The organism is Bacillus sp. LM 4-2, assembly GCF_000978495.1.
GTDB lineage: Bacteria > Bacillota > Bacilli > Bacillales > Bacillaceae > Bacillus > Bacillus subtilis.
In genome coordinates this window covers 2198963-2223063 of record NZ_CP011101.1, presented here as the reverse complement: position 1 = coordinate 2223063, position 24101 = coordinate 2198963, and the positions used below count along the sequence as shown (strand labels likewise).

General features: G+C 43.9%; 27 protein-coding genes. 26 read left to right on the top strand and 1 reads right to left on the bottom strand.

Going from position 1 to position 24101, the window contains the following annotated elements:
* Positions 1–58: 58 nt before the first annotated feature.
* From cheR to ypjB, 21 genes are all read left to right on the top strand, one after another.
* Positions 59–829 carry a protein-glutamate O-methyltransferase CheR gene (cheR, locus tag bslm_RS10865; RefSeq protein ID WP_003230589.1) on the top strand — a complete coding sequence of 257 codons (771 nt, stop codon included), beginning with the start codon at positions 59–61 and terminating at the stop codon, positions 827–829.
* 74 nt (positions 830–903) lie between these two features.
* Complete coding sequence (gene aroC, locus bslm_RS10860) at positions 904–2076, top strand: chorismate synthase (RefSeq protein WP_004398727.1); 1173 nt, start codon at positions 904–906, stop codon at positions 2074–2076.
* A complete protein-coding gene (gene aroB, locus bslm_RS10855) occupies positions 2076–3164 on the top strand; it encodes a 3-dehydroquinate synthase (protein ID WP_003230592.1) in 1089 nt (362 codons plus the stop codon). Before aroC ends, aroB begins: the two co-directional genes overlap by 1 nt.
* Positions 3161–3544 (top strand): chorismate mutase, encoded by a 384-nt coding sequence (gene aroH / locus bslm_RS10850; protein WP_004398675.1) that lies wholly within the window; start codon positions 3161–3163, stop codon positions 3542–3544. Before aroB ends, aroH begins: the two co-directional genes overlap by 4 nt.
* A gap of 215 nt (positions 3545–3759) precedes the next feature.
* Positions 3760–5307 (top strand): anthranilate synthase component I, encoded by a 1548-nt coding sequence (gene trpE / locus bslm_RS10845; protein ID WP_003246124.1) that lies wholly within the window; start codon positions 3760–3762, stop codon positions 5305–5307.
* Positions 5279–6295, top strand: coding sequence for an anthranilate phosphoribosyltransferase (trpD, locus tag bslm_RS10840; RefSeq protein WP_046381151.1), 1017 nt, complete (start codon positions 5279–5281; stop codon positions 6293–6295). Before trpE ends, trpD begins: the two co-directional genes overlap by 29 nt.
* Positions 6288–7040, top strand: coding sequence for an indole-3-glycerol phosphate synthase TrpC (gene trpC / locus bslm_RS10835; protein WP_003230601.1), 753 nt, complete (start codon positions 6288–6290; stop codon positions 7038–7040). Before trpD ends, trpC begins: the two co-directional genes overlap by 8 nt.
* 4 nt (positions 7041–7044) lie before the next feature.
* Entirely contained in the window at positions 7045–7692 is a 648-nt protein-coding gene (locus bslm_RS10830) for a phosphoribosylanthranilate isomerase (protein WP_004398742.1), read from the top strand.
* The gene (trpB, locus tag bslm_RS10825; RefSeq protein WP_003230605.1) at positions 7673–8875 is read left to right on the top strand and encodes a tryptophan synthase subunit beta; all 1203 of its coding nucleotides are present in this window, start codon (positions 7673–7675) and stop codon (positions 8873–8875) included. Before bslm_RS10830 ends, trpB begins: the two co-directional genes overlap by 20 nt.
* Positions 8868–9671, top strand: a complete 804-nt coding sequence (trpA, locus tag bslm_RS10820; protein WP_046381150.1) for a tryptophan synthase subunit alpha — start codon at positions 8868–8870, stop codon at positions 9669–9671. The genes trpB and trpA overlap by 8 nt, the downstream gene beginning before the upstream one ends.
* A 10-nt stretch (positions 9672–9681) precedes the next feature.
* On the top strand, positions 9682–10764 hold the full coding sequence (hisC, locus tag bslm_RS10815; RefSeq protein WP_004399129.1) for a histidinol-phosphate transaminase: 1083 nt from the start codon (positions 9682–9684) through the stop codon (positions 10762–10764).
* Positions 10765–10812: 48 nt separating this feature from the next.
* Entirely contained in the window at positions 10813–11928 is a 1116-nt protein-coding gene (locus tag bslm_RS10810; RefSeq protein WP_003230615.1) for a prephenate dehydrogenase, read from the top strand.
* Positions 11929–11938: 10 nt separating this feature from the next.
* Positions 11939–13225 (top strand): 3-phosphoshikimate 1-carboxyvinyltransferase, encoded by a 1287-nt coding sequence (aroA, locus tag bslm_RS10805; protein WP_003246068.1) that lies wholly within the window; start codon positions 11939–11941, stop codon positions 13223–13225.
* A 334-nt stretch (positions 13226–13559) separates the two neighbouring features.
* The gene (locus bslm_RS10800; protein WP_021481536.1) at positions 13560–14831 is read left to right on the top strand and encodes a tetratricopeptide repeat protein; all 1272 of its coding nucleotides are present in this window, start codon (positions 13560–13562) and stop codon (positions 14829–14831) included.
* Between the two features lie 71 nt (positions 14832–14902).
* Positions 14903–15442 (top strand): ReoY family proteolytic degradation factor, encoded by a 540-nt coding sequence (locus tag bslm_RS10795; protein ID WP_003225551.1) that lies wholly within the window; start codon positions 14903–14905, stop codon positions 15440–15442.
* A gap of 54 nt (positions 15443–15496) precedes the next feature.
* Positions 15497–15943, top strand: a complete 447-nt coding sequence (locus bslm_RS10790; protein WP_046381149.1) for a YpiF family protein — start codon at positions 15497–15499, stop codon at positions 15941–15943.
* A 142-nt stretch (positions 15944–16085) separates the two neighbouring features.
* Positions 16086–16589 (top strand): Rieske (2Fe-2S) protein, encoded by a 504-nt coding sequence (locus tag bslm_RS10785; protein WP_003230627.1) that lies wholly within the window; start codon positions 16086–16088, stop codon positions 16587–16589.
* 1 nt (position 16590) lies between these two features.
* The gene (qcrB, locus tag bslm_RS10780) at positions 16591–17265 is read left to right on the top strand and encodes a menaquinol-cytochrome c reductase cytochrome b subunit (RefSeq protein ID WP_003225560.1); all 675 of its coding nucleotides are present in this window, start codon (positions 16591–16593) and stop codon (positions 17263–17265) included.
* 34 nt (positions 17266–17299) lie between these two features.
* The gene (locus tag bslm_RS10775) at positions 17300–18067 is read left to right on the top strand and encodes a menaquinol-cytochrome c reductase cytochrome b/c subunit (protein ID WP_004398051.1); all 768 of its coding nucleotides are present in this window, start codon (positions 17300–17302) and stop codon (positions 18065–18067) included.
* 110 nt (positions 18068–18177) lie between these two features.
* Positions 18178–18771: a lipoprotein heptaprenylglyceryl N-acetyltransferase LhaT gene (locus bslm_RS10770; RefSeq protein ID WP_046381148.1), complete on the top strand. Its 594-nt coding sequence runs from the start codon at positions 18178–18180 to the stop codon at positions 18769–18771.
* Positions 18772–18839: 68 nt separating this feature from the next.
* A complete protein-coding gene (gene ypjB, locus bslm_RS10765) occupies positions 18840–19634 on the top strand; it encodes a sporulation protein YpjB (RefSeq protein WP_015251822.1) in 795 nt (264 codons plus the stop codon).
* 41 nt (positions 19635–19675) lie between these two features.
* On the opposite strand, the gene bslm_RS10760 is transcribed toward ypjB, so the two are convergent.
* Entirely contained in the window at positions 19676–20548 is an 873-nt protein-coding gene (locus tag bslm_RS10760; protein WP_046381147.1) for a YitT family protein, read from the bottom strand.
* Positions 20549–20687: 139 nt separating this feature from the next.
* On the opposite strand from bslm_RS10760, the gene bslm_RS10755 reads away from it, so the two are divergent.
* The 5 genes from bslm_RS10755 to bshA are packed head-to-tail and all read left to right on the top strand — an operon-like array spanning position 20688 to position 24100.
* Complete coding sequence (locus tag bslm_RS10755; RefSeq protein WP_004398996.1) at positions 20688–21023, top strand: nucleotide pyrophosphohydrolase; 336 nt, start codon at positions 20688–20690, stop codon at positions 21021–21023.
* 11 nt (positions 21024–21034) lie between these two features.
* Entirely contained in the window at positions 21035–21838 is an 804-nt protein-coding gene (gene dapB, locus bslm_RS10750) for a 4-hydroxy-tetrahydrodipicolinate reductase (RefSeq protein WP_003230638.1), read from the top strand.
* 15 nt (positions 21839–21853) lie between these two features.
* Positions 21854–22267 (top strand): methylglyoxal synthase, encoded by a 414-nt coding sequence (gene mgsA, locus bslm_RS10745; RefSeq protein WP_014477171.1) that lies wholly within the window; start codon positions 21854–21856, stop codon positions 22265–22267.
* The gene (bshB1, locus tag bslm_RS10740; protein WP_014480112.1) at positions 22260–22970 is read left to right on the top strand and encodes a bacillithiol biosynthesis deacetylase BshB1; all 711 of its coding nucleotides are present in this window, start codon (positions 22260–22262) and stop codon (positions 22968–22970) included. Before mgsA ends, bshB1 begins: the two co-directional genes overlap by 8 nt.
* A complete protein-coding gene (bshA, locus tag bslm_RS10735) occupies positions 22967–24100 on the top strand; it encodes an N-acetyl-alpha-D-glucosaminyl L-malate synthase BshA (protein ID WP_046381146.1) in 1134 nt (377 codons plus the stop codon). Before bshB1 ends, bshA begins: the two co-directional genes overlap by 4 nt.
* Position 24101 lies beyond the last annotated feature (1 nt).

Sequence of the window (24101 nt, the reverse complement as noted above, 5' to 3'; positions counted from 1 at the left end):
TTTCCTGATAAAACAAGCTATACTAGGACAAAAAGACAGCGAGACTGGGAGAGTAGAGATGGATACATACAGCGTATTTACAACGAAATGGAAACAATTAACCGGAGTCGATTTAACACTATATAAAGAAGCACAAATGAAGAGAAGGCTAACGTCACTTTATGAGAAAAAGGGGTTCCAAAGCTTTAAGGACTTTGCTGCGGCATTGGAAAAGGATCAAGCTCTCTTAAATGAAACATTGGACAGAATGACGATCAATGTTTCAGAATTTTATCGTAATTATAAAAGATGGGAAGTTCTTGAGACTGCAATTCTGCCGTTAATCAAGACCTCTAGGCCTTTAAAAATTTGGAGTGCCGCCTGCTCAACGGGGGAGGAGCCATACACGCTTGCCATGCTTTTGGACCAGCAAAAAGGTCTTCCGGGCTATCAGATTTTAGCGACGGATATTGATGAAAAAGCATTGGAAAAAGCGAAAAAAGGCGTTTATCAGGAGCGGTCTTTACAGGAAGTGCCGCTATCTGTGAAAGATCGTTATTTTACGCAAAACGCAAATAGAAGTTATGAAGTGAAAACGGAAATCAAAAAGAATATTACATTCAAAAAGCACAATTTGCTGGCGGATCGTTATGAACAAGACTTTGACTTAATCGTGTGCCGCAATGTATTTATTTATTTTACAGAAAGCGCGAAGGAAGAGCTGTATTTAAAAATGGCACATAGCTTGAAGAAGAATGGAGTTCTTTTTGTCGGCAGCACCGAGCAAATCTTCAATCCCGAGAAATTTGGCCTAGTCCCAGCCGATACATTCTTTTATCAAAAAAGATAGACTGACTTTTTGCTGAAAAATATGTTATAGTAGTCTTACTTAAAAGCGTTAATGCGATGAAGGGAGAAGAAGTCATGAGATATTTAACAGCCGGAGAATCACACGGCCCCCAACTGACAACCATTATTGAGGGTGTACCTGCCGGGCTTTACATAACGGAGGAAGATATCAATTTTGAGCTTGCCAGACGCCAAAAAGGACACGGCCGCGGCCGCCGCATGCAGATCGAAAAAGACCAGGCCAAAATTATGAGCGGGGTGCGCCATGCACGTACACTCGGTTCGCCAATTGCTCTCGTAGTTGAAAATAACGATTGGAAGCATTGGACAAAAATCATGGGCGCCGCTCCGATTACAGAAGATGAAGAAAAGGAAATGAAGCGCCAGATTTCCAGACCGAGACCTGGGCACGCTGACTTAAACGGTGCAATTAAATATAATCATCGTGATATGAGAAATGTGCTTGAGCGTTCTTCAGCAAGGGAAACAACTGTCAGAGTGGCGGCAGGGGCTGTAGCTAAAAAGATTCTTTCTGAGCTTGGCATTAAGGTGGCGGGCCACGTGTTGCAAATTGGCGCTGTTAAAGCTGAAAAAACAGAGTATACGTCAATTGAAGACTTGCAGCGTGTAACGGAAGAGTCTCCTGTCAGATGCTACGATGAAGAGGCAGGCAAAAAAATGATGGCTGCCATTGATGAAGCAAAGGCAAACGGAGATTCCATCGGCGGAATAGTAGAAGTCATTGTCGAGGGAATGCCGGTAGGCGTGGGCAGCTATGTCCATTATGACCGCAAGCTGGATAGCAAGCTTGCTGCCGCTGTTCTGTCAATTAACGCATTTAAAGGTGTGGAATTCGGCATCGGATTTGAGGCAGCAGGGCGAAATGGAAGCGAAGTCCATGACGAGATCATTTGGGACGAGGAAAAAGGATACACCCGTGCTACTAACAGACTTGGCGGACTGGAAGGCGGCATGACGACAGGGATGCCGATTGTTGTCCGCGGAGTCATGAAGCCGATTCCGACTTTGTATAAACCGCTGAAAAGTGTCGATATTGAAACGAAAGAACCGTTTTCTGCCAGCATTGAACGTTCAGACAGCTGTGCTGTTCCTGCGGCAAGTGTAGTCGCTGAAGCGGCTGTCGCTTGGGAAATTGCGAACGCAGTCGTTGAACAATTCGGATTAGATCAAATTGACCGCATTAGAGAAAATGTGGAGAATATGAGAAAACTGTCGAGGGAATTTTAATGAAGACACTGCATGTTCAAACTGCTTCCTCGTCATATCCTGTTTTTATCGGACAAGGTATCAGAAAAAAGGCTTGCGAACTATTAACCTCTTTAAACAGGCCTTTAACAAGGATTATGTTTGTCACGGATGAAGAAGTGGACCGCCTGTATGGTGATGAAATGCTCCATTTGCTGCAAGAAAAATGGCCTGTGAAAAAAGTGACGGTACCGAGTGGAGAGCAGGCAAAATCCATGGACATGTACACAAAATTGCAGAGTGAAGCGATTCGTTTTCATATGGATCGCTCCTCATGCATCATCGCATTCGGTGGCGGTGTTGTAGGGGATCTTGCCGGTTTTGTGGCTGCCACTTTTATGCGCGGCATTGATTTCATCCAAATGCCTACGACGCTCTTGGCGCATGACAGCGCAGTCGGAGGAAAAGTAGCCGTGAACCATCCGCTTGGAAAAAATCTAATCGGTGCGTTTTATCAGCCGAAAGCCGTGCTCTATGATACAGATTTCCTGCGTTCTCTGCCTGAAAAAGAGCTTAGGTCCGGAATGGCAGAAGTGATTAAACACGCTTTTATCTATGACAGAGCGTTTCTGGAGGAGCTGCTGAATATCCACTCACTGCGTGATATCACTAATGATCAGCTGAATGACATGATTTTTAAAGGCATTTCAATTAAAGCGTCTGTCGTTCAGCAGGATGAAAAAGAAGAGGGGATAAGAGCTTACTTAAACTTTGGGCATACGCTCGGCCATGCCGTTGAGGCGGAATATGGATATGGGCAGATCACTCACGGTGATGCCGTAGCCCTCGGAATGCAGTTTGCTTTATATATAAGCGAAAAGACTGTAGGCTGTGAAATGGACAGAAAACGTTTGGTCAGCTGGCTAAAAAGCCTGGGTTATCCAAGTCAAATCAGAAAAGAGACGGAAACTTCGGTTCTCTTGAACCGTATGATGAATGATAAGAAAACCCGTGGCGGGAAGATTCAGTTTATTGTGCTCAACGAATTAGGGAAAGTTGCTGATCATACATTTTCCAGAAATGAACTTGAGAGCTGGCTGAACAAATGGCGATTGGAGGAGACATCATGATGATTCGCGGAATTCGCGGAGCAACTACAGTTGAACGGGATACTGAAGAAGAAATTTTACAAAAAACTAAACAGCTGTTAGAGAAAATCATAGAAGAAAATCATACAAAACCGGAAGATGTTGTTCAAATGCTTCTGTCGGCTACACCTGATTTGCACGCTGTTTTCCCGGCAAAAGCTGTTCGCGAGCTTTCAGGATGGCAGTATGTACCGGTAACATGTATGCAGGAAATGGACGTAACAGGCGGTCTGAAAAAGTGCATAAGAGTCATGATGACGGTCCAGACAGATGTCCCTCAGGATCAGATCAGACATGTATATTTAGAAAAAGCTGTCGTATTGAGGCCCGATTTATCATTGACAAAAAATACTGAATTGTAATACGATAAGAACAGCTTAGAAATACACAAGAGTGTGTATAAAGCAATTAGAATGAGTTGAGTTAGAGAATAGGGTAGCAGAGAATGAGTTTAGTTGAGCTGAGACATTATGTTTATTCTACCCAAAAGAAGTCTTTCTTTTGGGTTTATTTGTTATATAGTATTTTATCCTCTCATGCCATCTTCTCATTCTCCTTGCCATAAGGAGTGAGAGCAATGAATTTCCAATCAAACATTTCCGCATTTTTAGAGGACAGCTTGTCCCACCACACGATACCGATTGTGGAGACCTTCACAGTCGATACACTGACACCCATTCAAATGATAGAGAAGCTTGACAGGGAGATTACGTATCTTCTTGAAAGCAAGGACGATACATCCACTTGGTCCAGATATTCGTTTATCGGCCTGAATCCATTTCTCACAATTAAAGAAGAGCAGGGCCGTTTTTCGGCCGCTGATCAGGACAGCAAATCTCTTTACACAGGAAATGAACTAAAAGAAGTGCTGAACTGGATGAATACCACATACAAAATCAAAACACCTGAGCTTGGCATTCCTTTTGTCGGCGGAGCTGTCGGGTACTTAAGCTATGATATGATCCCGCTGATTGAGCCTTCTGTTCCTTCGCATACCAAAGAAACAGACATGGAAAAGTGTATGCTGTTTGTTTGCCGGACATTAATTGCGTATGATCATGAAACCAAAAACGTCCACTTTATCCAATATGCAAGGCTCACTGGAGAGGAAACAAAAAACGAAAAAATGGATGTATTCCATCAAAATCATCTGGAGCTTCAAAATCTCATTGAAAAAATGATGGACCAAAAAAACATAAAAGAGCTGTTTCTTTCTGCTGATTCATACAAGACACCCAGCTTTGAGACAGTATCTTCTAATTATGAAAAATCGGCTTTTATGGCTGATGTAGAAAAAATCAAAAGCTATATAAAAGCAGGCGATATCTTCCAGGGTGTTTTATCACAAAAATTTGAGGTGCCGATAAAAGCAGATGCTTTTGAGTTATACCGAGTGCTTAGGATCGTCAATCCTTCGCCGTATATGTATTATATGAAACTGCTAGACAGAGAAATAGTCGGCAGCTCTCCGGAACGGTTAATACACGTTCAAGACGGGCACTTAGAAATCCATCCGATTGCCGGTACGAGAAAACGCGGTGCAGACAAAGCTGAAGATGAGAGACTGAAGGTTGAGCTCATGAAGGATGAAAAAGAAAAAGCGGAGCATTACATGCTCGTTGATCTTGCCCGAAACGATATCGGCAGAGTAGCAGAGTATGGTTCTGTTTCTGTGCCGGAGTTCACAAAAATTGTTTCCTTTTCACATGTCATGCACATTATCTCGGTGGTTACAGGCCGATTGAAAAAAGGGGTTCATCCTGTCGATGCACTGATGTCTGCTTTCCCGGCGGGGACTTTAACAGGCGCACCCAAAATCCGTGCCATGCAGCTTTTGCAAGAACTCGAGCCAACACCGAGAGAGACATACGGAGGGTGTATTGCCTACATTGGGTTTGACGGGAATATCGACTCTTGTATTACGATTCGCACGATGAGTGTAAAGAACGGTGTTGCATCGATACAGGCAGGTGCTGGCATTGTTGCTGATTCTGTTCCGGAAGCCGAATACGAAGAAAGCTGTAATAAAGCCGGTGCGCTGCTGAAAACGATTCATATTGCAGAAGACATGTTTCATAGCAAGGAGGATAAAGCTGATGAACAGATTTCTACAATTGTGCGTTGACGGAAAAACCCTTACTGCCGGTGAGGCTGAAACGCTGATGAATATGATGATGGCAGCGGAAATGACTCCTTCTGAAATGGGGGGGATATTGTCAATTCTTGCTCATCGGGGGGAGACGCCAGAAGAGCTTGCGGGTTTTGTGAAGGCAATGCGGGCACACGCTCTTACAGTCGATGGACTTCCTGATATTGTTGATACATGCGGAACAGGGGGAGACGGTATTTCCACTTTTAATATCTCAACGGCCTCGGCAATTGTTGCCTCGGCAGCTGGTGCGAAAATCGCTAAGCATGGCAATCGCTCTGTCTCTTCTAAAAGCGGAAGCGCTGATGTTTTAGAGGAGCTAGAGGTTTCTATTCAAACCACTCCCGAAAAGGTCAAAAGCAGCATTGAAACAAACAACATGGGATTTCTTTTTGCGCCGCTTTACCATTCGTCTATGAAACATGTAGCAGGTACTAGAAAAGAGCTAGGTTTCAGAACGGTATTTAATCTGCTTGGGCCGCTCAGCAATCCTTTACAGGCGAAGCGTCAGGTGATTGGGGTCTATTCTGTTGAAAAAGCTGGACTGATGGCAAGCGCACTGGAGACGTTTCAGCCGAAGCACGTTATGTTTGTATCAAGCCGTGACGGTTTAGATGAGCTTTCAATTACAGCACCGACCGACGTGATTGAATTAAAGGACGGAGAGCGCTGGGAGTATACCGTTTCACCCGAAGATTTCGGTTTCACAAATGGCAGACTTGAAGATTTACAGGTGCAGTCTCCGAAAGAGAGCGCTTATCTCATTCAGAATATTTTTGAAAATAAAAGCAGCAGTTCCGCTTTATCTATTACGGCTTTTAATGCGGGTGCTGCGATTTACACGGCGGGAATTACCGCCTCACTGAAGGAAGGAACGGAGCTGGCGTTAGAGACGATTACAAGCGGAGGCGCTGCCGCGCAGCTTGAACGACTAAAGCAGAAAGAGGAAGAGATCTATGCTTGAAAAAATCATCAAACAAAAGAAAGAAGAAGTGAAAACACTGGTTCTGCCGGTAGAGCAGCCTTTCGAGAAACGTTCATTTAAGGAGGCGCTGGCAAGCCCGAATCGGTTTATCGGGTTGATTGCCGAAGTGAAGAAAGCATCGCCGTCAAAAGGGCTTATTAAAGAGGATTTTGTACCTGTGCAGATTGCAAAAGACTATGAGGCTGCGAAGGCAGATGCGATTTCCGTTTTAACAGACACCCCGTTTTTTCAAGGGGAAAACAGCTATTTATCAGACGTAAAGCGTGCTGTTTCGATTCCTGTACTTAGAAAAGATTTTATTATTGATTCTCTTCAAGTAGAGGAATCAAGAAGAATCGGAGCGGATGCCATATTGTTAATCGGCGAGGTGCTTGATCCCTTACACCTTCATGAATTATATCTTGAAGCAGGTGAAAAGGGGATGGACGTGTTAGTGGAGGTTCATGATGCATCAACGCTAGAACAAATATTGAAAGTGTTCACACCCGACATTCTCGGCGTAAATAATCGAAACCTAAAAACGTTTGAAACATCTGTAAAGCAGACAGAACAAATCGCATCTCTCGTTCCGAAAGAATCCTTGCTTGTCAGCGAAAGCGGAATCGGTTCTTTAGAACATTTAACATTTGTCAATGAACATGGGGCGCGAGCTGTACTTATCGGTGAATCATTGATGAGACAAACTTCTCAGCGTAAAGCAATCCATGCTTTGTTTAGGGAGTGAGGTTGTGAAGAAACCGGCATTAAAATATTGCGGTATTCGGTCACTAAAGGATTTGCAGCTTGCGGCGGAATCACAGGCTGATTACCTAGGATTTATTTTTGCTGAAAGCAAACGAAAAGTATCTCCGGAAGATGTGAAAAAATGGCTGAACCAAGTTCGTGTCGAAAAACAGGTTGCAGGTGTTTTTGTTAATGAATCAATAGAGACGATGTCACGTATTGCCAAGAGCTTGAAGCTCGACGTCATTCAGCTTCACGGTGATGAAAAACCGGCGGATGCTGCTGCTCTTCGCAAGCTGACAGGCTGTGAAATATGGAAGGCGCTTCACCATCAAGATAACACAACTCAAGAAATAGCCCGCTTTAAAGATAATGTTGACGGCTTTGTGATTGATTCATCTGTAAAAGGGTCTAGAGGCGGAACTGGTGTTGCATTTTCTTGGGAATGTGTGCCGGAATATCAGCAGGCGGCTATTGGTAAACGCTGCTTTATCGCTGGCGGCGTGAATCCGGATAGCATCACACGCCTATTGAAATGGCAGCCAGAAGGAATTGACCTTGCCAGCGGAATTGAAAAAAACGGACAAAAAGATCAGAATCTGATGAGGCTTTTAGAAGAAAGGATGAACCGATATGTATCCATATCCGAATGAAATAGGCAGATACGGTGATTTTGGCGGAAAGTTTGTTCCGGAAACACTCATGCAGCCGTTAGATGAAATACAAACAGCATTTAAACAAATCAAGGATGATCCCGCTTTTCGTGAAGAGTATTATAAGCTGTTAAAGGACTATTCCGGACGCCCGACTGCATTAACATACGCTGATCGAGTCACTGAATACTTAGGCGGCGCGAAAATCTATTTGAAACGAGAAGATTTAAACCATACAGGTTCTCATAAAATCAATAATGCGCTAGGTCAAGCGCTGCTTGCTAAAAAAATGGGCAAAACGAAAATCATTGCTGAAACCGGTGCCGGCCAGCATGGTGTTGCCGCTGCAACAGTTGCAGCCAAATTCGGCTTTTCCTGTACTGTGTTTATGGGTGAAGAGGATGTTGCCCGCCAGTCTCTGAACGTTTTCCGCATGAAGCTTCTTGGAGCGGAGGTAGTGCCTGTAACAAGCGGAAACGGAACATTGAAGGATGCCACAAATGAGGCGATCCGGTACTGGGTTCAGCATTGTGAGGATCACTTTTATATGATTGGATCAGTTGTCGGCCCGCATCCTTATCCGCAAGTGGTCCGTGAATTTCAAAAAATGATCGGAGAGGAAGCGAAGGATCAGTTGAAACGTATTGAAGGCACTATGCCTGATAAAGTAGTGGCATGTGTAGGCGGAGGAAGCAATGCGATGGGTATGTTTCAGGCATTTTTAAATGAAGATGTTGAACTGATCGGCGCTGAAGCAGCAGGAAAAGGAATTGATACACCTCTTCATGCCGCCACTATTTCGAAAGGAACCGTAGGGGTTATTCACGGTTCATTGACTTATCTCATTCAGGATGAGTTCGGGCAAATTATTGAGCCCTACTCTATTTCAGCCGGTCTCGACTATCCTGGAATCGGTCCGGAGCATGCATATTTGCATAAAAGCGGCCGTGTCACTTATGACAGTATAACCGATGAAGAAGCGGTGGATGCATTAAAGCTTTTGTCAGAAAAAGAGGGGATTTTGCCGGCAATCGAATCTGCCCATGCGTTAGCGAAAGCATTCAAACTCGCCAAAGGAATGGATCGCGGTCAACTCATTCTCGTCTGTTTATCAGGCCGGGGAGACAAGGATGTCAACACATTAATGAATGTATTGGAAGAAGAGGTGAAAGCCCATGTTTAAATTGGATCTTCAACCATCAGAAAAATTGTTTATCCCGTTTATTACGGCGGGCGATCCAGTTCCTGAGGTTTCGATTGAACTGGCGAAGTCACTCCAAAAAGCAGGCGCCACAGCATTGGAGCTTGGTGTTGCATACTCTGACCCGCTTGCAGACGGTCCGGTGATCCAGCGGGGTTCAAAGCGGGCGCTTGATCAAGGAATGAATATCGTAAAGGCAATCGAATTAGGCGGAGAAATGAAAAAAAACGGAGTGAATATTCCGATTATCCTCTTTACGTATTATAATCCTGTGTTACAATTGAACAAAGAATACTTTTTCGCTTTACTGCGGGAAAATCATATTGACGGTCTGCTTGTTCCGGATCTGCCATTAGAAGAAAGCAACAGCCTTCAAGAGGAATGTAAAAGCCATGAGGTGACGTATATTTCTTTAGTTGCGCCGACAAGCGAAAGCCGTTTGAAAACCATTATTGAACAAGCCGAGGGGTTCGTCTACTGTGTATCTTCTCTGGGTGTGACCGGTGTCCGCAATGAGTTCAATTCATCCGTGTACCCGTTCATTCGTACTGTGAAGAATCTCAGCACTGTTCCGGTTGCTGTAGGGTTCGGTATATCAAACCGTGAACAGGTCATAAAGATGAATGAAATTAGTGACGGTGTCGTAGTGGGAAGTGCGCTCGTCAGAAAAATAGAAGAATTAAAGGACCGGCTCATCAGCGCTGAAACGAGAAATCAGGCGCTGCAGGAGTTTGAGGATTATGCAATGGCGTTTAGCGGCTTGTACAGTTTAAAATGAGGTGACTGATTTGCGTATCAAAGAACATTTAAAACAGCTGAAGCCTTATCAGCCTGGAAAGCCGATTGAAGCAGTGAAATCAGAATATGGCTTGGATAAAGTTGTGAAGCTTGCTTCAAACGAGAATCCTTACGGCTGTTCAGAGGCTGCAAAAGAGGCGCTTCATCATGAGATTCAACAGCTAGCCCTTTACCCGGACGGGTATAGCGCCGCTTTGCGGACAAGGCTCAGTAAGCACCTCAATGTCAGCGAAACATCACTTATTTTCGGCAACGGTTCTGATGAAATCATACAGATCATCTGCCGGGCATTTTTAAACGATAAAACAAACACGGTTACTGCTGCCCCCACTTTTCCGCAATATAAACATAATGCGGTTATTGAAGGTGCTGAAGTACGTGAAATTGCACTTCGTCCCGACGGCTCACATGATTTAGACGCCATGTTAGAAGCCATCGACGAACAGACACAAGTCGTTTGGATATGCAGCCCGAATAATCCGACTGGCACTTATACATCTGAAGGAGAATTACTCGCATTTCTGGAGCGCGTTCCTTCTCGTGTCCTTGTCGTTCTTGACGAAGCATATTATGAATATGTAACAGCAGAGGATTACCCGGAAACCGTGCCGCTCTTAAGCAAGTATTCCAATTTGATGATTTTGCGCACATTTTCAAAGGCATACGGTCTGGCAGCGCTCAGAGTCGGATACGGAATTGCTGACGAGAACCTGATTCGCCAGATTGAGCCGGCGAGAGAGCCGTTTAATACCAGCCGTCTGGGCCAGGCTGCGGCGATTGCAGCACTTGATGATCAAGCGTTTATTGCTTCCTGTGTCGAGCAAAATAATGCAGGCCTTCAGCAGTATTATGATTTTGCGAAAACTCATGGTTTAAAGTGCTACCCTTCACAGACAAATTTTGTGTTAATTGACTTTAAACGTCCTGCTGATGAACTGTTTCAGGCTCTGCTGGAAAAAGGCTATATCGTCCGGTCAGGAAACGCATTAGGTTTCCCGACATCACTCCGGATTACGATCGGAACAAAAGAGCAAAATGAAGAAATACTTGCCATTTTAGCTGAAATTTTATAAGAGGTGATCAAATATCACCTCTTTAGTCTATAAACCAGGTGATGACGTATGAATCAAATGAAAGATACAATATTGCTCGCCGGTCTCGGATTGATAGGCGGTTCGATTGCCCTAGCCATCAAAAAAAATCATCCCGGCAAACGGATTATCGGAATCGACATCTCTGATGAACAGGCGGTAGCGGCATTAAAATTAGGCGTGATAGACGATCGTGCTGATTCGTTTATTAGCGGTGTGAAAGAGGCAGCTACAGTAATCATTGCGACACCTGTTGAACAAACACTGGTTATGCTTGAAGAGCTGGCTCATTCAGGAATTGAACATGAGCTTTTGATTACGGATGTAGGAAGCACAAAGCAAAAAGTGGTTGATTACGCTGATCAAGTGCTGCCTAGCCGCTATCAATTTGTCGGAGGGCATCCGATGGCGGGTTCACATAAATCAGGAGTGGCCGCTGCGAAGGAGTTCCTGTTTGAAAATGCATTTTATATTTTAACGCCAGGCCAGAAAACGGACAAACAAGCTGTGGAACAGTTAAAAAACCTGCTGAAGGGGACGAATGCCCATTTTGTGGAAATGTCGCCAGAGGAGCATGATGGCGTTACAAGCGTAATCAGTCATTTTCCGCATATTGTAGCAGCTAGCCTTGTTCACCAAACCCATCATTCGGAAAACCTGTATCCGCTTGTTAAGCGTTTTGCTGCCGGCGGGTTCAGAGATATTACAAGGATTGCATCAAGCAGCCCGGCAATGTGGCGGGATATTTTATTACATAATAAAGATAAAATCTTAGACCGTTTTGATGAGTGGATTCGTGAAATTGACAAGATCCGTACATATGTAGAACAAGAAGATGCGGAAAATCTATTTCGTTATTTTAAAACAGCCAAGGATTATCGCGACGGGCTGCCGCTTCGGCAGAAGGGAGCGATACCTGCATTTTATGATTTATATGTGGATGTACCCGATCATCCGGGTGTAATATCCGAGATAACAGCGATCTTAGCTGCGGAGCGCATCAGTATCACGAATATCCGCATTATCGAAACACGAGAGGATATTAACGGGATTTTAAGGATCAGTTTTCAGTCTGATGACGACCGCAAAAGGGCAGAACAATGCATTGAAGCCCGGGCGGAATATGAAACTTTTTATGCTGATTGAGGTGGAAAAAATGAAACGAGATAAGGTGCAGACCTTACATGGAGAAATACATATTCCCGGTGATAAATCCATTTCTCACCGCTCTGTTATGTTTGGCGCGCTAGCGGCAGGCACAACAACAGTTAAAAACTTTCTGCCGGGAGCAGATTGTCTGAGCACGATCGATTGCTTTAGAAAAATGGGTGTTCACATTGAGCAAAGCAGCAGCGATGTCGTGATTCACGGAAAAGGAATCGATGCCCTGAAAGAGCCAGAAAGCCTTTTAGATGTCGGAAATTCAGGTACAACGATTCGCCTGATGCTCGGAATATTGGCGGGCCGTCCTTTTTACAGCGCGGTAGCCGGAGATGAGAGCATTGCGAAACGCCCAATGAAGCGTGTGACTGAGCCTTTGAAAAAAATGGGGGCTAAAATCGACGGCAGAGCCGGCGGAGAGTTTACACCGCTGTCAGTGAGCGGCGCTTCATTAAAAGGAATTGATTATGTATCACCTGTTGCAAGCGCGCAAATTAAATCTGCTGTTTTGCTGGCCGGATTACAGGCTGAGGGCACAACAACTGTAACAGAGCCCCATAAATCTCGGGACCACACTGAGCGGATGCTTTCTGCTTTTGGCGTTAAGCTTTCTGAAGATCAAACGAGTGTTTCCATTGCTGGTGGCCAGAAACTGACAGCTGCTGATATTTTTGTTCCTGGAGACATTTCTTCAGCCGCGTTTTTCCTTGCTGCTGGCGCGATGGTTCCAAACAGCAGAATTGTATTGAAAAACGTAGGTTTAAATCCGACTCGGACAGGTATTATTGACGTCCTTCAAAACATGGGGGCAAAACTTGAAATCAAACCATCTGCTGATAGCGGTGCAGAGCCTTATGGAGATTTGATTATAGAAACGTCATCTCTAAAAGCAGTTGAAATCGGAGGAGATATCATTCCGCGTTTAATTGATGAGATCCCTATCATCGCGCTTCTTGCGACTCAGGCGGAAGGAACCACCGTTATTAAGGACGCGGCAGAGCTAAAAGTGAAAGAAACAAACCGTATTGATACTGTTGTTTCTGAGCTTCGCAAGCTGGGTGCTGAAATTGAACCGACAGCAGATGGAATGAAGGTTTATGGCAAACAAACGTTGAAAGGCGGCGCTGCAGTGTCCAGCCACGGAGATCATCGAATCGGAATGATGCTTGGTATTGCTTCCTGTATAACGGAGGAGCCGATTGAAATCGAGCACACGGATGCCATTCACGTTTCTTATCCAACCTTCTTCGAGCATTTAAATAAGCTTTCGAAAAAATCCTGAAGTTTTACTTCAGGATTTTTTATGCAGATCATAATTCGAGGCGAAAAAACATAGCTTGTCTTATAGAGGGGATAGAAAAACGAAAAGGGGGGATGTGCTTTACTTACAAGCCGGCAGGTCAAAGAGCTGCTTTACTGTACAGAGGGCGATCTTCCTTTTTTCATTTTCTATCTCAAGATCTTTTGGTAAACTAATAAGACTCAATAATTCCCTTCCGTACAGAAGCATCTTATTTGCCGGGGGCATTCGTCTGAATTATGATAAGATTAACCCGAACAAATAAAGCTTTTTTGTATGGTTGATGTTGTATAGGAAAAGAAAGGACCGGTCCGATTTGAATACATTGATTCAAGAAGCCATAAAATTAGTTGAAGCAGGTGAAACAGAAAAAGGCCTCAACACGCTCTCGAAGGCTGAAAAACAGCTGCATGATGAAGATAAAGCCATTGCAGCCCAGCTTTATTACGAGTGGGGCGATGTAGAAAAAGCAATTTCACTGATTAGTGATCTACATGATTTATATCCAAATGAAACAGAACTGACGAATTTCTACGCTGAACTTTTAATAGATATTGACGAAGAAGAAAAAGCCCTCGCTGTGCTGGAGACTATTCCGGAAACAGATCCATCATATCCGGAAAGTTTGCTGCTTATGGCGGATCTTTATCAGATGCAGGGGTTATTCGAAGTCAGTGAACAAAAGCTTTTACAGGCAAAGTCCATTCTGGACAATGAACCTGTTATTGATTTTGCACTGGGAGAACTTTACTTTGCTCAGGGAGCCTATGCAAAAGCGGTTCAATATTTTAAAACAACGGCTGAGGAGCAGAGTGAGATCGGAGGCGTTAATGTCCATCAAAGACTGGCAGAATCGTTAAGTGCCTCAGGTGAATTTGAGGATGCCATTCCATGGTACGAGAAAGCTGTCGATGAGAATCCTGATCCTAATACGATTTTCGGCTATGGTTTTACAGCCTTACAGGCGGGGCTTGTGAAAACAGCTATTAAGCAGCTGTCTGATTTAAAGGAGCTTGATCCATCTTATACTTCACTTTATATGCCGCTCTCGAAAAGCTATGAAGCTGAAGGAATGTATGAAGAGGCATTAAAAACGGCAAAAGAGGGGATCAGATATGATGAATATAACAAAGAACTTTTCCTTTATGCCGCCAAAATGGCCTTAAAAATCGGGAAGTCAGAAGAGGGGAAAAAGCTGCTTCAGGAGGCGCTTGCGCTTGATCCGGGCTTTGTCGAGGCGCTTCATACACTTCTAGCCGTGTATCACAAAGAAGAGGATTATGATCAGATCATTGATCTTATTCAAGAGGTTCGAAGCTACGGTGAAGAAGATCCCAAATACAATTGGTATCTTGCAAGCGCATATACTGAATTAGAGCAATACGAGGAAGCAAAACAATCCTTTGAGGCTGCCTATCTTCATTACCGGGAGGATAGAGATTTCTTATATGAATACGCAAGCTTCCTATTAGAAGAAGGCCTTCAAAAAGAAGCGCTGCCGCTTTTGAAAAAGGTTCTTGAAATGGACGGAGCCAATGAAGAACTTGAAGAAACGATTTTGCGAATCGAGGATGAATTTTCTAGATAAGCAGGAATATTAACCATTCATGTGGAACATATAAGTATATAGATTATACCAACGATAGAGGAGGGAATTACATGCAGACCCCTGTTTCTGTCAATGAGAAAAAAGATTTTATCCGTTGGTTTTTAAACCATTATCAGTTAAAGCGCCGAGAGTGCGTTTGGATCTTGAACTACTTAATGAGCCATGATTCTCTCATGGAGAAGGTTCATTTTGTGGAGCAGGCTGAATTTTGCCCGAGAGGCATTATAATGTCAACACATTGTGTTGAAGAAGTTCCGTTCCGGTTCTATAAAGAGAATGTCATGACTACCGACGCGGAAAAATCTTTTCATGATATTAGATTAAATAAACAGCAGGATTTGTTTATCCAGCTTAATTTCCGTTCGGCTTACAGCTCACCTGAATATGCGGCGGTGCTGGAGTCCAACCCGCATATTCCGAAAGATCTTTTTGAGAATAAAAAAGATCAGGGATTGGCGGAACAGATTTTAGAGCACGCTATTTCCACATTCCAAAGAGAAAAATTATTAAAAGACATTGACGACGCGTTAGATCGTCATGATAAAGAGGCATTTGAACAATTATCGCGCCAATTAAATCAGCTCACATAATATGACCAGCCTTGCAGTGAATTGCAAGGCTTGTTGCCGTAAAGGGGGAGAACGATGAGGTGGAGAATCACTGATGCCAAGGACTATTTACAAGCTAAGGATTACATTGATACCGCTGTCATACCATTAATTAACATAAGGGTTAATAACCATTTTAAAATGGCGGCGGAGAAAGGCGAGTTTACGCAGCTTCTCTCAGAAGAACTTGAAAGGCAGTTAAAGGGACGGGTATATTTACTTCCGCCTTATACATATGTTGATAGAAATGAAATAACCGTTCAAGGGCTTAAGGATTTGCGGGAAGAGCTGATAACGGAATTTCCGCATGTTGTCCTGCTCACATCTGACGAAAGTTGGAGAGCTGAGGATGCGTTAGGCAAAATGATTGTTACACCGTCTGTTCCATTAGAGCATTTAAATGACTCTTTAAAAAGAAAAATATTGGATGAACGCACTGCTGAAATTTTGAACGTTTTGTTACAGTTATGGAGCACTTTATAAAAACACTTACATTTCCTTATAAACAATATTTTGGCTATATTGACCTTGCTGAGAGATTCATATATTATGAGGGTGTCTAGAGTTATTGCAATATTTCCTATTTTAGTCAGTTTGCAGGGGTGACTTAGAGGGGGGAGAAGAGATGGGCGGAAAACATGATATATCCAGACGTCAATTTTTGAATTATACGCTCACAGGCGTAGGAGGTTTTATGGCGGCTAGTATGCTCATGCCTATGGTTCGCTTCGCACTCGACCCGGTATTAAAATCGACAGGGAAGCAGGATATGGTTCAGGTTGTCAGCGTTGATGAGTTGACAAAAGAGCCGCAGCGCTTTGATTTTAAAATTAATCAAGTCGATGCCTGGTATGAGTCAGAAGAGTCAAGATCAGCCTGGGTCTTCAAAAACGGGGATGAAATTGTAGCACTTTCGCCAATTTGTAAGCATTTAGGGTGTACGGTGAACTGGAATAGTGATCCTAAAAACCCGAATAAATTCTTTTGTCCATGCCATTACGGACTCTATGAAAAGGACGGCACCAATGTCCCTGGCACGCCGCCGCTTGCGCCTCTTGATCATTATGAGCAAGAAGTAAAAGACGGCTTCCTGTATCTTGGAAAAGCAAAGCCTAAGGGGGAAGGGTGACATGCTGAACAAAATTTATGACTGGGTAGACGAGCGGCTTGATATTACACCGATGTGGAGGGATATTGCCGATCACGAAGTACCGGAACATGTGAATCCCGCCCATCATTTCTCTGCGTTTGTGTATTGCTTTGGGGGACTGACGTTTTTTGTAACCGTTATCCAAGTATTATCTGGAATGTTTTTAACGATGTATTATGTGCCTGATATCAAAAATGCCTGGGAATCGGTATATTATTTGCAAAATGAAGTGGCATTCGGCCAGATTGTCAGGGGGATGCACCACTGGGGTGCGAGCCTGGTCATTGTGATGATGTTTTTACATACGCTGAGGGTCTTTTTCCAAGGCGCGTATAAAAAACCGCGCGAGCTGAACTGGATTGTCGGTGTGCTGATCTTTTTTGTTATGCTCGGTCTTGGCTTTACAGGCTACTTGCTTCCTTGGGATATGAAGGCTCTGTTTGCAACAAAAGTCGGGCTGCAGATCGCCGAAGCCACGCCTTTGATCGGAACGCAAGTTAAAACGCTCCTTGCAGGGCATCCGGATATTGTAGGCGCCCAAACGCTGACTAGGTTTTTTGCGATCCATGTATTTTTTCTTCCTGCCGCATTGTTCGGGCTGATGGCTGCACATTTTATTATGATCCGGAAGCAGGGGATTTCAGGACCGCTTTAAACTCTTGATCTGCGAATAAAAGGGAGGGGATGACATGCACCGGGGCAAAGGGATGAAATTTGTAGGCGACTCAAGGATACCGGCTGAAAAAAAGCCGAATATACCGAAGGATTATTCGGAGTATCCCGGTAAAACAGAGGCTTTCTGGCCAAATTTCTTGTTAAAGGAATGGATGGTTGGAGCTGTCTTTCTCATTGGTTTTCTCGTTTTGACGATTGTGCATCAGCCGCCTTTGGAGCGGATGGCGGACCCGACTGATACTGGTTATATTCCGCTGCCGGATTGGTATTTTCTTTTCTTATACCAGCTGTTGAAGTATGAATACGCTGCCGGAAGCTTTACAGTGGTCGGCGCCATGATTATGCCAGGTCTCGCTTTTGGGGCCCTGCTTTTGGCTCCATTCCTAGACAGAGGGACAGAAAGAAGGCCGTGGAAGCGTCCGGTCGCTGTCGGTATGATGCTTCTGGCCATTTCCGCTGCTGTATTTTTGACGTGGCAGTCAGTTGCTACTCATGACTGGGCCAAGGCAGAAGAACAGGGGAAAATCACAAAAGAAGCCGACATTGACACCAATGCAGAAGGATATAAGGTCTTTAAGGAACAGGGCTGTATTTCTTGCCATGGGGATAACCTTCAGGGAGGAGCGGCTGGGCCTTCATTGGTTGACAGCGGGCTGAAACCGGAAGAAATCAAAAAAATCGCTGTAGAAGGGAAAGGCAAAATGCCGGCGGGTGTGTTCAAAGGAAATGATAAGCAGCTCGAAGAACTTGCAAAATTTATTTCTGAAACAACCGCAAAATAACGTATTGTGAATTGTCAAATGGAAGGATATACTTTTAATATCAAAAGCTGACCCGGCGTCAGCTTTTTTATATGGACATATTATTTTTACAGACTGAGAGTTGATTCGATGTGAAATGGTTTCAATATGTATTAGGGCAGCGGCCGATGCTTATTCTTGTCTTAGCCATTAATTTTCTGGGAACGGTTTACGGCTACTATTGGTACTTGCCGCAGCTTTTGGAGACACCGGCCCGTTTCCTGATTTTTGTTCCGGACAGTCCGACAGCAACGTTTTTCTTTCTGTTTGTGCTGCTTGCCTTTCTCATGAAACGGAATGCTCCGCTTTTAGAGGCGCTTGCGCTAGTTACCCTCGTAAAGTATGGCCTATGGGCGGTGGCTATGAATTTTCTTGTGCTTGCAGTAACTGGTGACTTGCCGTGGGAGGGCTACATGCTAATTGCTTCGCATTTTGCAATGGCAGTTCAAGGCGTATTATACAGTCCGTATTTTCGTTTTTCATTTTGGCATCTTGCAATTGCTGCAGTCTGGACACTGCATAACGATGTCATTGACTACTTGTTTGATATGATGCCGCAATACTCTATGCTTTCTGATTATATGACTGAAATAGGATACGGAACATTTTGGCTAAGCATCTTTTCAATCACGCTTGCTTACTTTCTTGTGGTCTCAAAAAAACAAACGAAGCTTGAGCTGATGTAAAGACAATGTTGGTCTATCCTTGTCCCTTTCTTCATATTCTGTAAGGAGAGAGAGTGGGAGGGACCTGCATGAAACGAAAGCTGACGATCTGTTTGTTGATTGCACTTATTTTTTATAATGGAAATGCCAAGGCTGCAGAGCGGGGAAGCCTCGAGGAATTGAATGATTTATCCGATACAGTCTTTCAAATGACCCGACAGGCGAAATATGAAGAGGCGCTTCAAGTCTTGGAGTATTTTGAAAAAACATTAAAATCCGCTGAGAAAAAACAGCAAGACCCCATGCTAACGGGAGCCCAAATTCGTCAAATCACATTGGGCTATAATGATATGGTTCGGAGTTTAAAGCAAGCTGATACATCAGACACACAAAAACTCAGAGCAGCCGCGCAGTTCAGAATGCTGATGGATGCGGTTGACAATCGGTCTGACCCGCTTTGGGGCTCACTGGAAAAACCGATTATGGAAGCTTTTACTGAGCTGAAGCGAGATGTCCAGAAGAATGGAAGCACAAGCTTTCATGAAAAATGGAATGAATTTATCAGTTTATATGACTTGATTTACCCCAGTCTTACAATCGATGTATCAGAGGATCAGCTTGAAACAGTCGGAAAACATATAGATGTTATTGAGCAAGAGGAATTTCAGCAAATGACAGAGAGCACGAAGCTTGAACGGCTTTCCCTTCTTCAGCATGACCTGAAAAATGTGTTTGACAGGGTGGAGGAGGATGATGCCGATCCGTCTTTACTCTGGGTGATGATTACAACCGGCAGTATCATCATTACTGCTCTTACCTATGTCGGTTACAGAAAGTACAAGGCGGAAAAAAACAAGCTGAAAAAAAGGGACTACCCTAAATAAGGGTGAGGGGCGGCGGTCAGCCGCCTTTTTTCTATTACATGTCAGCGCGGAAGCGGATTTTTATTTTCATCAAGCGTAAATCCTTCTCCGAGCACATCGTGAACATCGCTTACCGCTACAAAGGCATGGGGATCAATGGAGTTAATCACGCTTTTCAGCATCACCAATTCGTTTTTCGGCACCACACAATAAAGTACATCTATATCCTCTTTTGTGTAGGAGCCTTGTCCTTTCAAAATGGTGACGCCCCGTTCCATTTCTTCAAGAATCTTTTTCTGAATCAGGTCGTTTTTCGAAGAGATGATCTTAGCGCCTTTAGCAGCGTATCCGCCTTCCTGAATAAAATCGATTAATCTTGCAGCTACAAATACAGCTACCAGCGTATACATCGCTTCTTTATAGGAGAGATAAGTAAGCAAAGACAAAATGATGACGCAGGCATCGAAAGCAAACATCGTTCTGCCCATCGGGATCCCAAAATACTTATTCACTAAACGTGCGATGATATCAACACCGCCTGTCGTACCGCCGAACTTAAAAATAATTCCCAATCCGGCTCCGATGAATACGCCGGCAAATAAAGCGGCGAGCGCTAAGTCGTGCTGAAGGGGCATATGGATTTCATATCGCTGAAAGATGCTGAGGAACAAAGACAAGGCTACAGTGCCTACAAGGGTATAAACAAACATTGTCCTGCCGAGCAAACGCCAGCCAATAAAAAAAATCGGAATGTTCAACACCAGGTTCGAGATAGAGGGGCTGATGTGGAAAAGGGCATAAAGCAAAAGTGTAATACCTGTAAAACCGCCCTCAGCCAGATTGTTCTGCATATTGAAATGAACCAAGCCAAATGAAAAAATTGCCGCTCCGATTAAAATAAAAAATATGTTTTTTAATCTAATTTCTCCAAGCATCACACAAAACCCCTTTTCCTTCCATTAGATAGCGTTTATATTATAGTGGATGAAAAAGAAAACAGCAAACGTGCTTAAACATTTGTCAAACGTATCTGAATTAGCTAACATGTAAGAGGATGATAGGAGGTTTCGTTCAGTGAGTGATAAAACAATGAAAGACATACAGGCTGAAGTAGACCGTTACATAGGCCAATTTAAAGAAGGATATTTTAGCCCGCTGGCCATGATGGCGAGGCTGACTGAAGAACTGGGCGAGCTTGCCAGAGAAGTGAATCACCGTTATGGAGAAAAACCAAAAAAAGCGACTGAAGATGATAAAAGCATGGAAGAGGAAATAGGCGATGTGCTATTTGTATTGGTTTGTTTAGCCAACTCTCTTGATATCTCTTTAGAGGAAGCTCACGACCGAGTCATGCATAAATTTAATACAAGAGATAAAGATCGCTGGACCAGAAAAGAAGAAGGAAAGTAGAGGAGATCAAGATGTCAAACGAAACAATTAAAGTAGTCATTGCGGGACCGCGTGGAAGAATGGGGCAGGAAGCTGTTAAATTGGCAGAACGAACACCTCATTTTGACCTTGTCGGGGCCATAGACCATACATACGATCAGCAAAAATTATCTGATGTGATGCCTGTTGAGTCAGATGCTTTCATTTATACAGATATCCATGCCTGTTTTACAGAAACACAACCGGATGTCTTGATTGATTTAACAACGCCCGAAATCGGAAAAGTACATACAAAAATTGCATTAGAGCACGGAGTCCGTCCAGTTGTCGGAACAACCGGTTTCTCAGAAGCTGATTTAAAAGAGCTCACGTCTTTAACAGAAGAAAAAGGGATCGGAGCCATCATCGCGCCAAATTTTGCGCTCGGTGCGATACTGATGATGAAATTTTCAAAAATGGCTGCCAACTATTTTGAGGATGTTGAGATTATTGAGCTTCATCATGACCAGAAGCTTGACGCACCAAGCGGAACTGCGCTTAAAACAGCGGAAATGATTTCAGAAGTCCGTAAAGAAAAGCAGCAAGGACATCCGGATGAAAAAGAAATTCTCCCAGGAGCAAGAGGAGCGGAGCAAAACGGTATTCGCTTGCACAGCGTCCGTCTTCCGGGACTGATCGCGCATCAGGAGGTCATGTTCGGCATGGATGGCCAAACGCTTCAGATACGCCATGATTCTTATAACCGTGCTTCTTTCATGTCAGGCGTTAAACTGTCAGTCGAACAAGTCATGAAGATTGATCAGCTTGTGTACGGTTTAGAAAATATCATTGATTAGACGGGGGGATAAACAATGAAAATTGCTTTGATCGCGCATGACAAGAAAAAACAGGACATGGTTCAATTTACGACTGCCTATCGGGATATTTTAAAGAATCATGATTTATACGCAACCGGAACCACAGGGTTGAAAATTCAAGAGGCGACAGGTCTTCAAATTGAACGTTTTCAATCCGGCCCTTTAGGGGGAGACCAGCAAATCGGTGCATTGATCGCTGCCAATGCACTCGATCTTGTCATTTTTTTGCGCGACCCGCTGACCGCGCAGCCGCATGAACCGGATGTCTCGGCATTAATCCGGTTATGTGATGTGTATTCCATTCCGCTCGCCACAAATATGGGTACTGCGGAAATTCTTGTCCGCACACTTGATGAAGGTGTTTTCGAATTCCGTGACCTTCTTCGGGGAGAAGAGCCGAATGTATAATGCTGACGTTCTTGCTTTTGGCGCCCACAGTGATGATGTCGAGATCGGAATGGGCGGCACAATAGCGAAGTTTGTCAAACAGGGAAAAAAAGTAATGATATGCGACTTGACAGAAGCGGAACTCTCTTCTAACGGTACGGTCAGTTTACGTAAAGAAGAAGCAGCTGAAGCAGCCCGCATATTAGGCGCAGATAAAAGAATTCAGCTGACGCTTCCAGACCGCGGCCTAATAATGAGTGATCAGGCAATTCGGTCGATTGTCACTGTCATCAGAACCTGCCGCCCAAAAGCGGTTTTTATGCCGTATAAAAAGGATCGCCATCCGGATCACGGCAATGCGGCTGCACTGGTGGAAGAAGCGATCTTTTCCGCCGGAATCCATAAATATAAAGATGAAAAAAGCCTTCCGGCGCATAAAGTCAGCAAGGTTTACTATTATATGATAAATGGTTTTCATCAGCCGGATTTTGTCATTGATATCTCGGATACAATAGAGGCAAAGAAACAAAGCCTCAACGCCTACAAAAGCCAGTTTATCCCGTCAAAGGATTCAGTTTCTACTCCTCTGACGAATGGTTATATCGAGATCGTTGAAGCGAGAGAAAAGCTTTACGGTAAAGAAGCGGGCGTGGAGTATGCCGAAGGTTTCTTTTCCAAACGGATGCTGATGCTTGATCATGATGTGCTTGGGGGCGAACAATGAGAAAACTAAAAATAGGAATCACATGCTATCCGAGCGTTGGAGGCTCAGGTATCATTGCGACAGAACTGGGGAAGCAGCTTGCTGAAAAGGGACATGAAATCCATTTCATCACATCAAGCATTCCGTTTAGACTGAATACATATCATCCCAATATTCATTTTCATGAAGTTGAGGTTAACCAATATGCTGTTTTTAAGTATCCTCCGTATGATTTGACATTGGCAAGCAAAATCGCTGAGGTGGCGGAACGGGAGAATTTAGACATTATCCATGCTCACTATGCTCTCCCGCATGCCGTTTGCGCCTATCTTGCAAAACAAATGCTGAAACGCAATATCGGCATTGTTACCACTTTGCATGGCACGGATATCACGGTGTTAGGTTATGATCCGTCTCTAAAAGATCTGATCCGTTTTGCTATTGAGTCATCAGACAGGGTGACGGCCGTCTCCTCAGCGCTTGCGGCTGAAACATACGATTTAATTAAACCGGAGAAAAAAATTGAAACGATTTATAACTTTATAGACGAGCGCGTGTATCTGAAGAAAAACACAGCGGCAATTAAAGAGAAACATGGAATTTTACCAGATGAAAAAGTCGTCATCCATGTGTCCAACTTCAGAAAAGTTAAACGCGTGCAGGATGTCATCAGTGTGTTCCGCAATATCGCTGGCAAAACGAAAGCGAAGCTGCTTTTAGTCGGAGACGGTCCGGAGAAATCGACAGCCTGCGAGCTTATCAGAAAATATGGCTTGGAAGACCAAGTCTTAATGCTTGGAAATCAAGACCGTGTTGAAGAGCTTTATTCTATTAGCGATTTGAAGCTGCTGCTATCTGAAAAAGAAAGCTTTGGCCTTGTCCTGCTTGAAGCGATGGCTTGCGGAGTGCCTTGTATCGGAACAAATATTGGCGGTATCCCTGAGGTTATAAAAAACAATGTGAGCGGATTTTTGGTGGATGTCGGTGATGTTACTGCCGCAACAGCCCGCGCGATGAGCATTTTAGAAGATGAACAGCTAAGCAATCGTTTTACAAAGGCGGCAATAGAGATGCTTGAAAATGAATTTTCTTCCAAAAAAATTGTCAGCCAGTATGAACAGATTTATGCCGATTTAGCAGAACCGGAGTGAT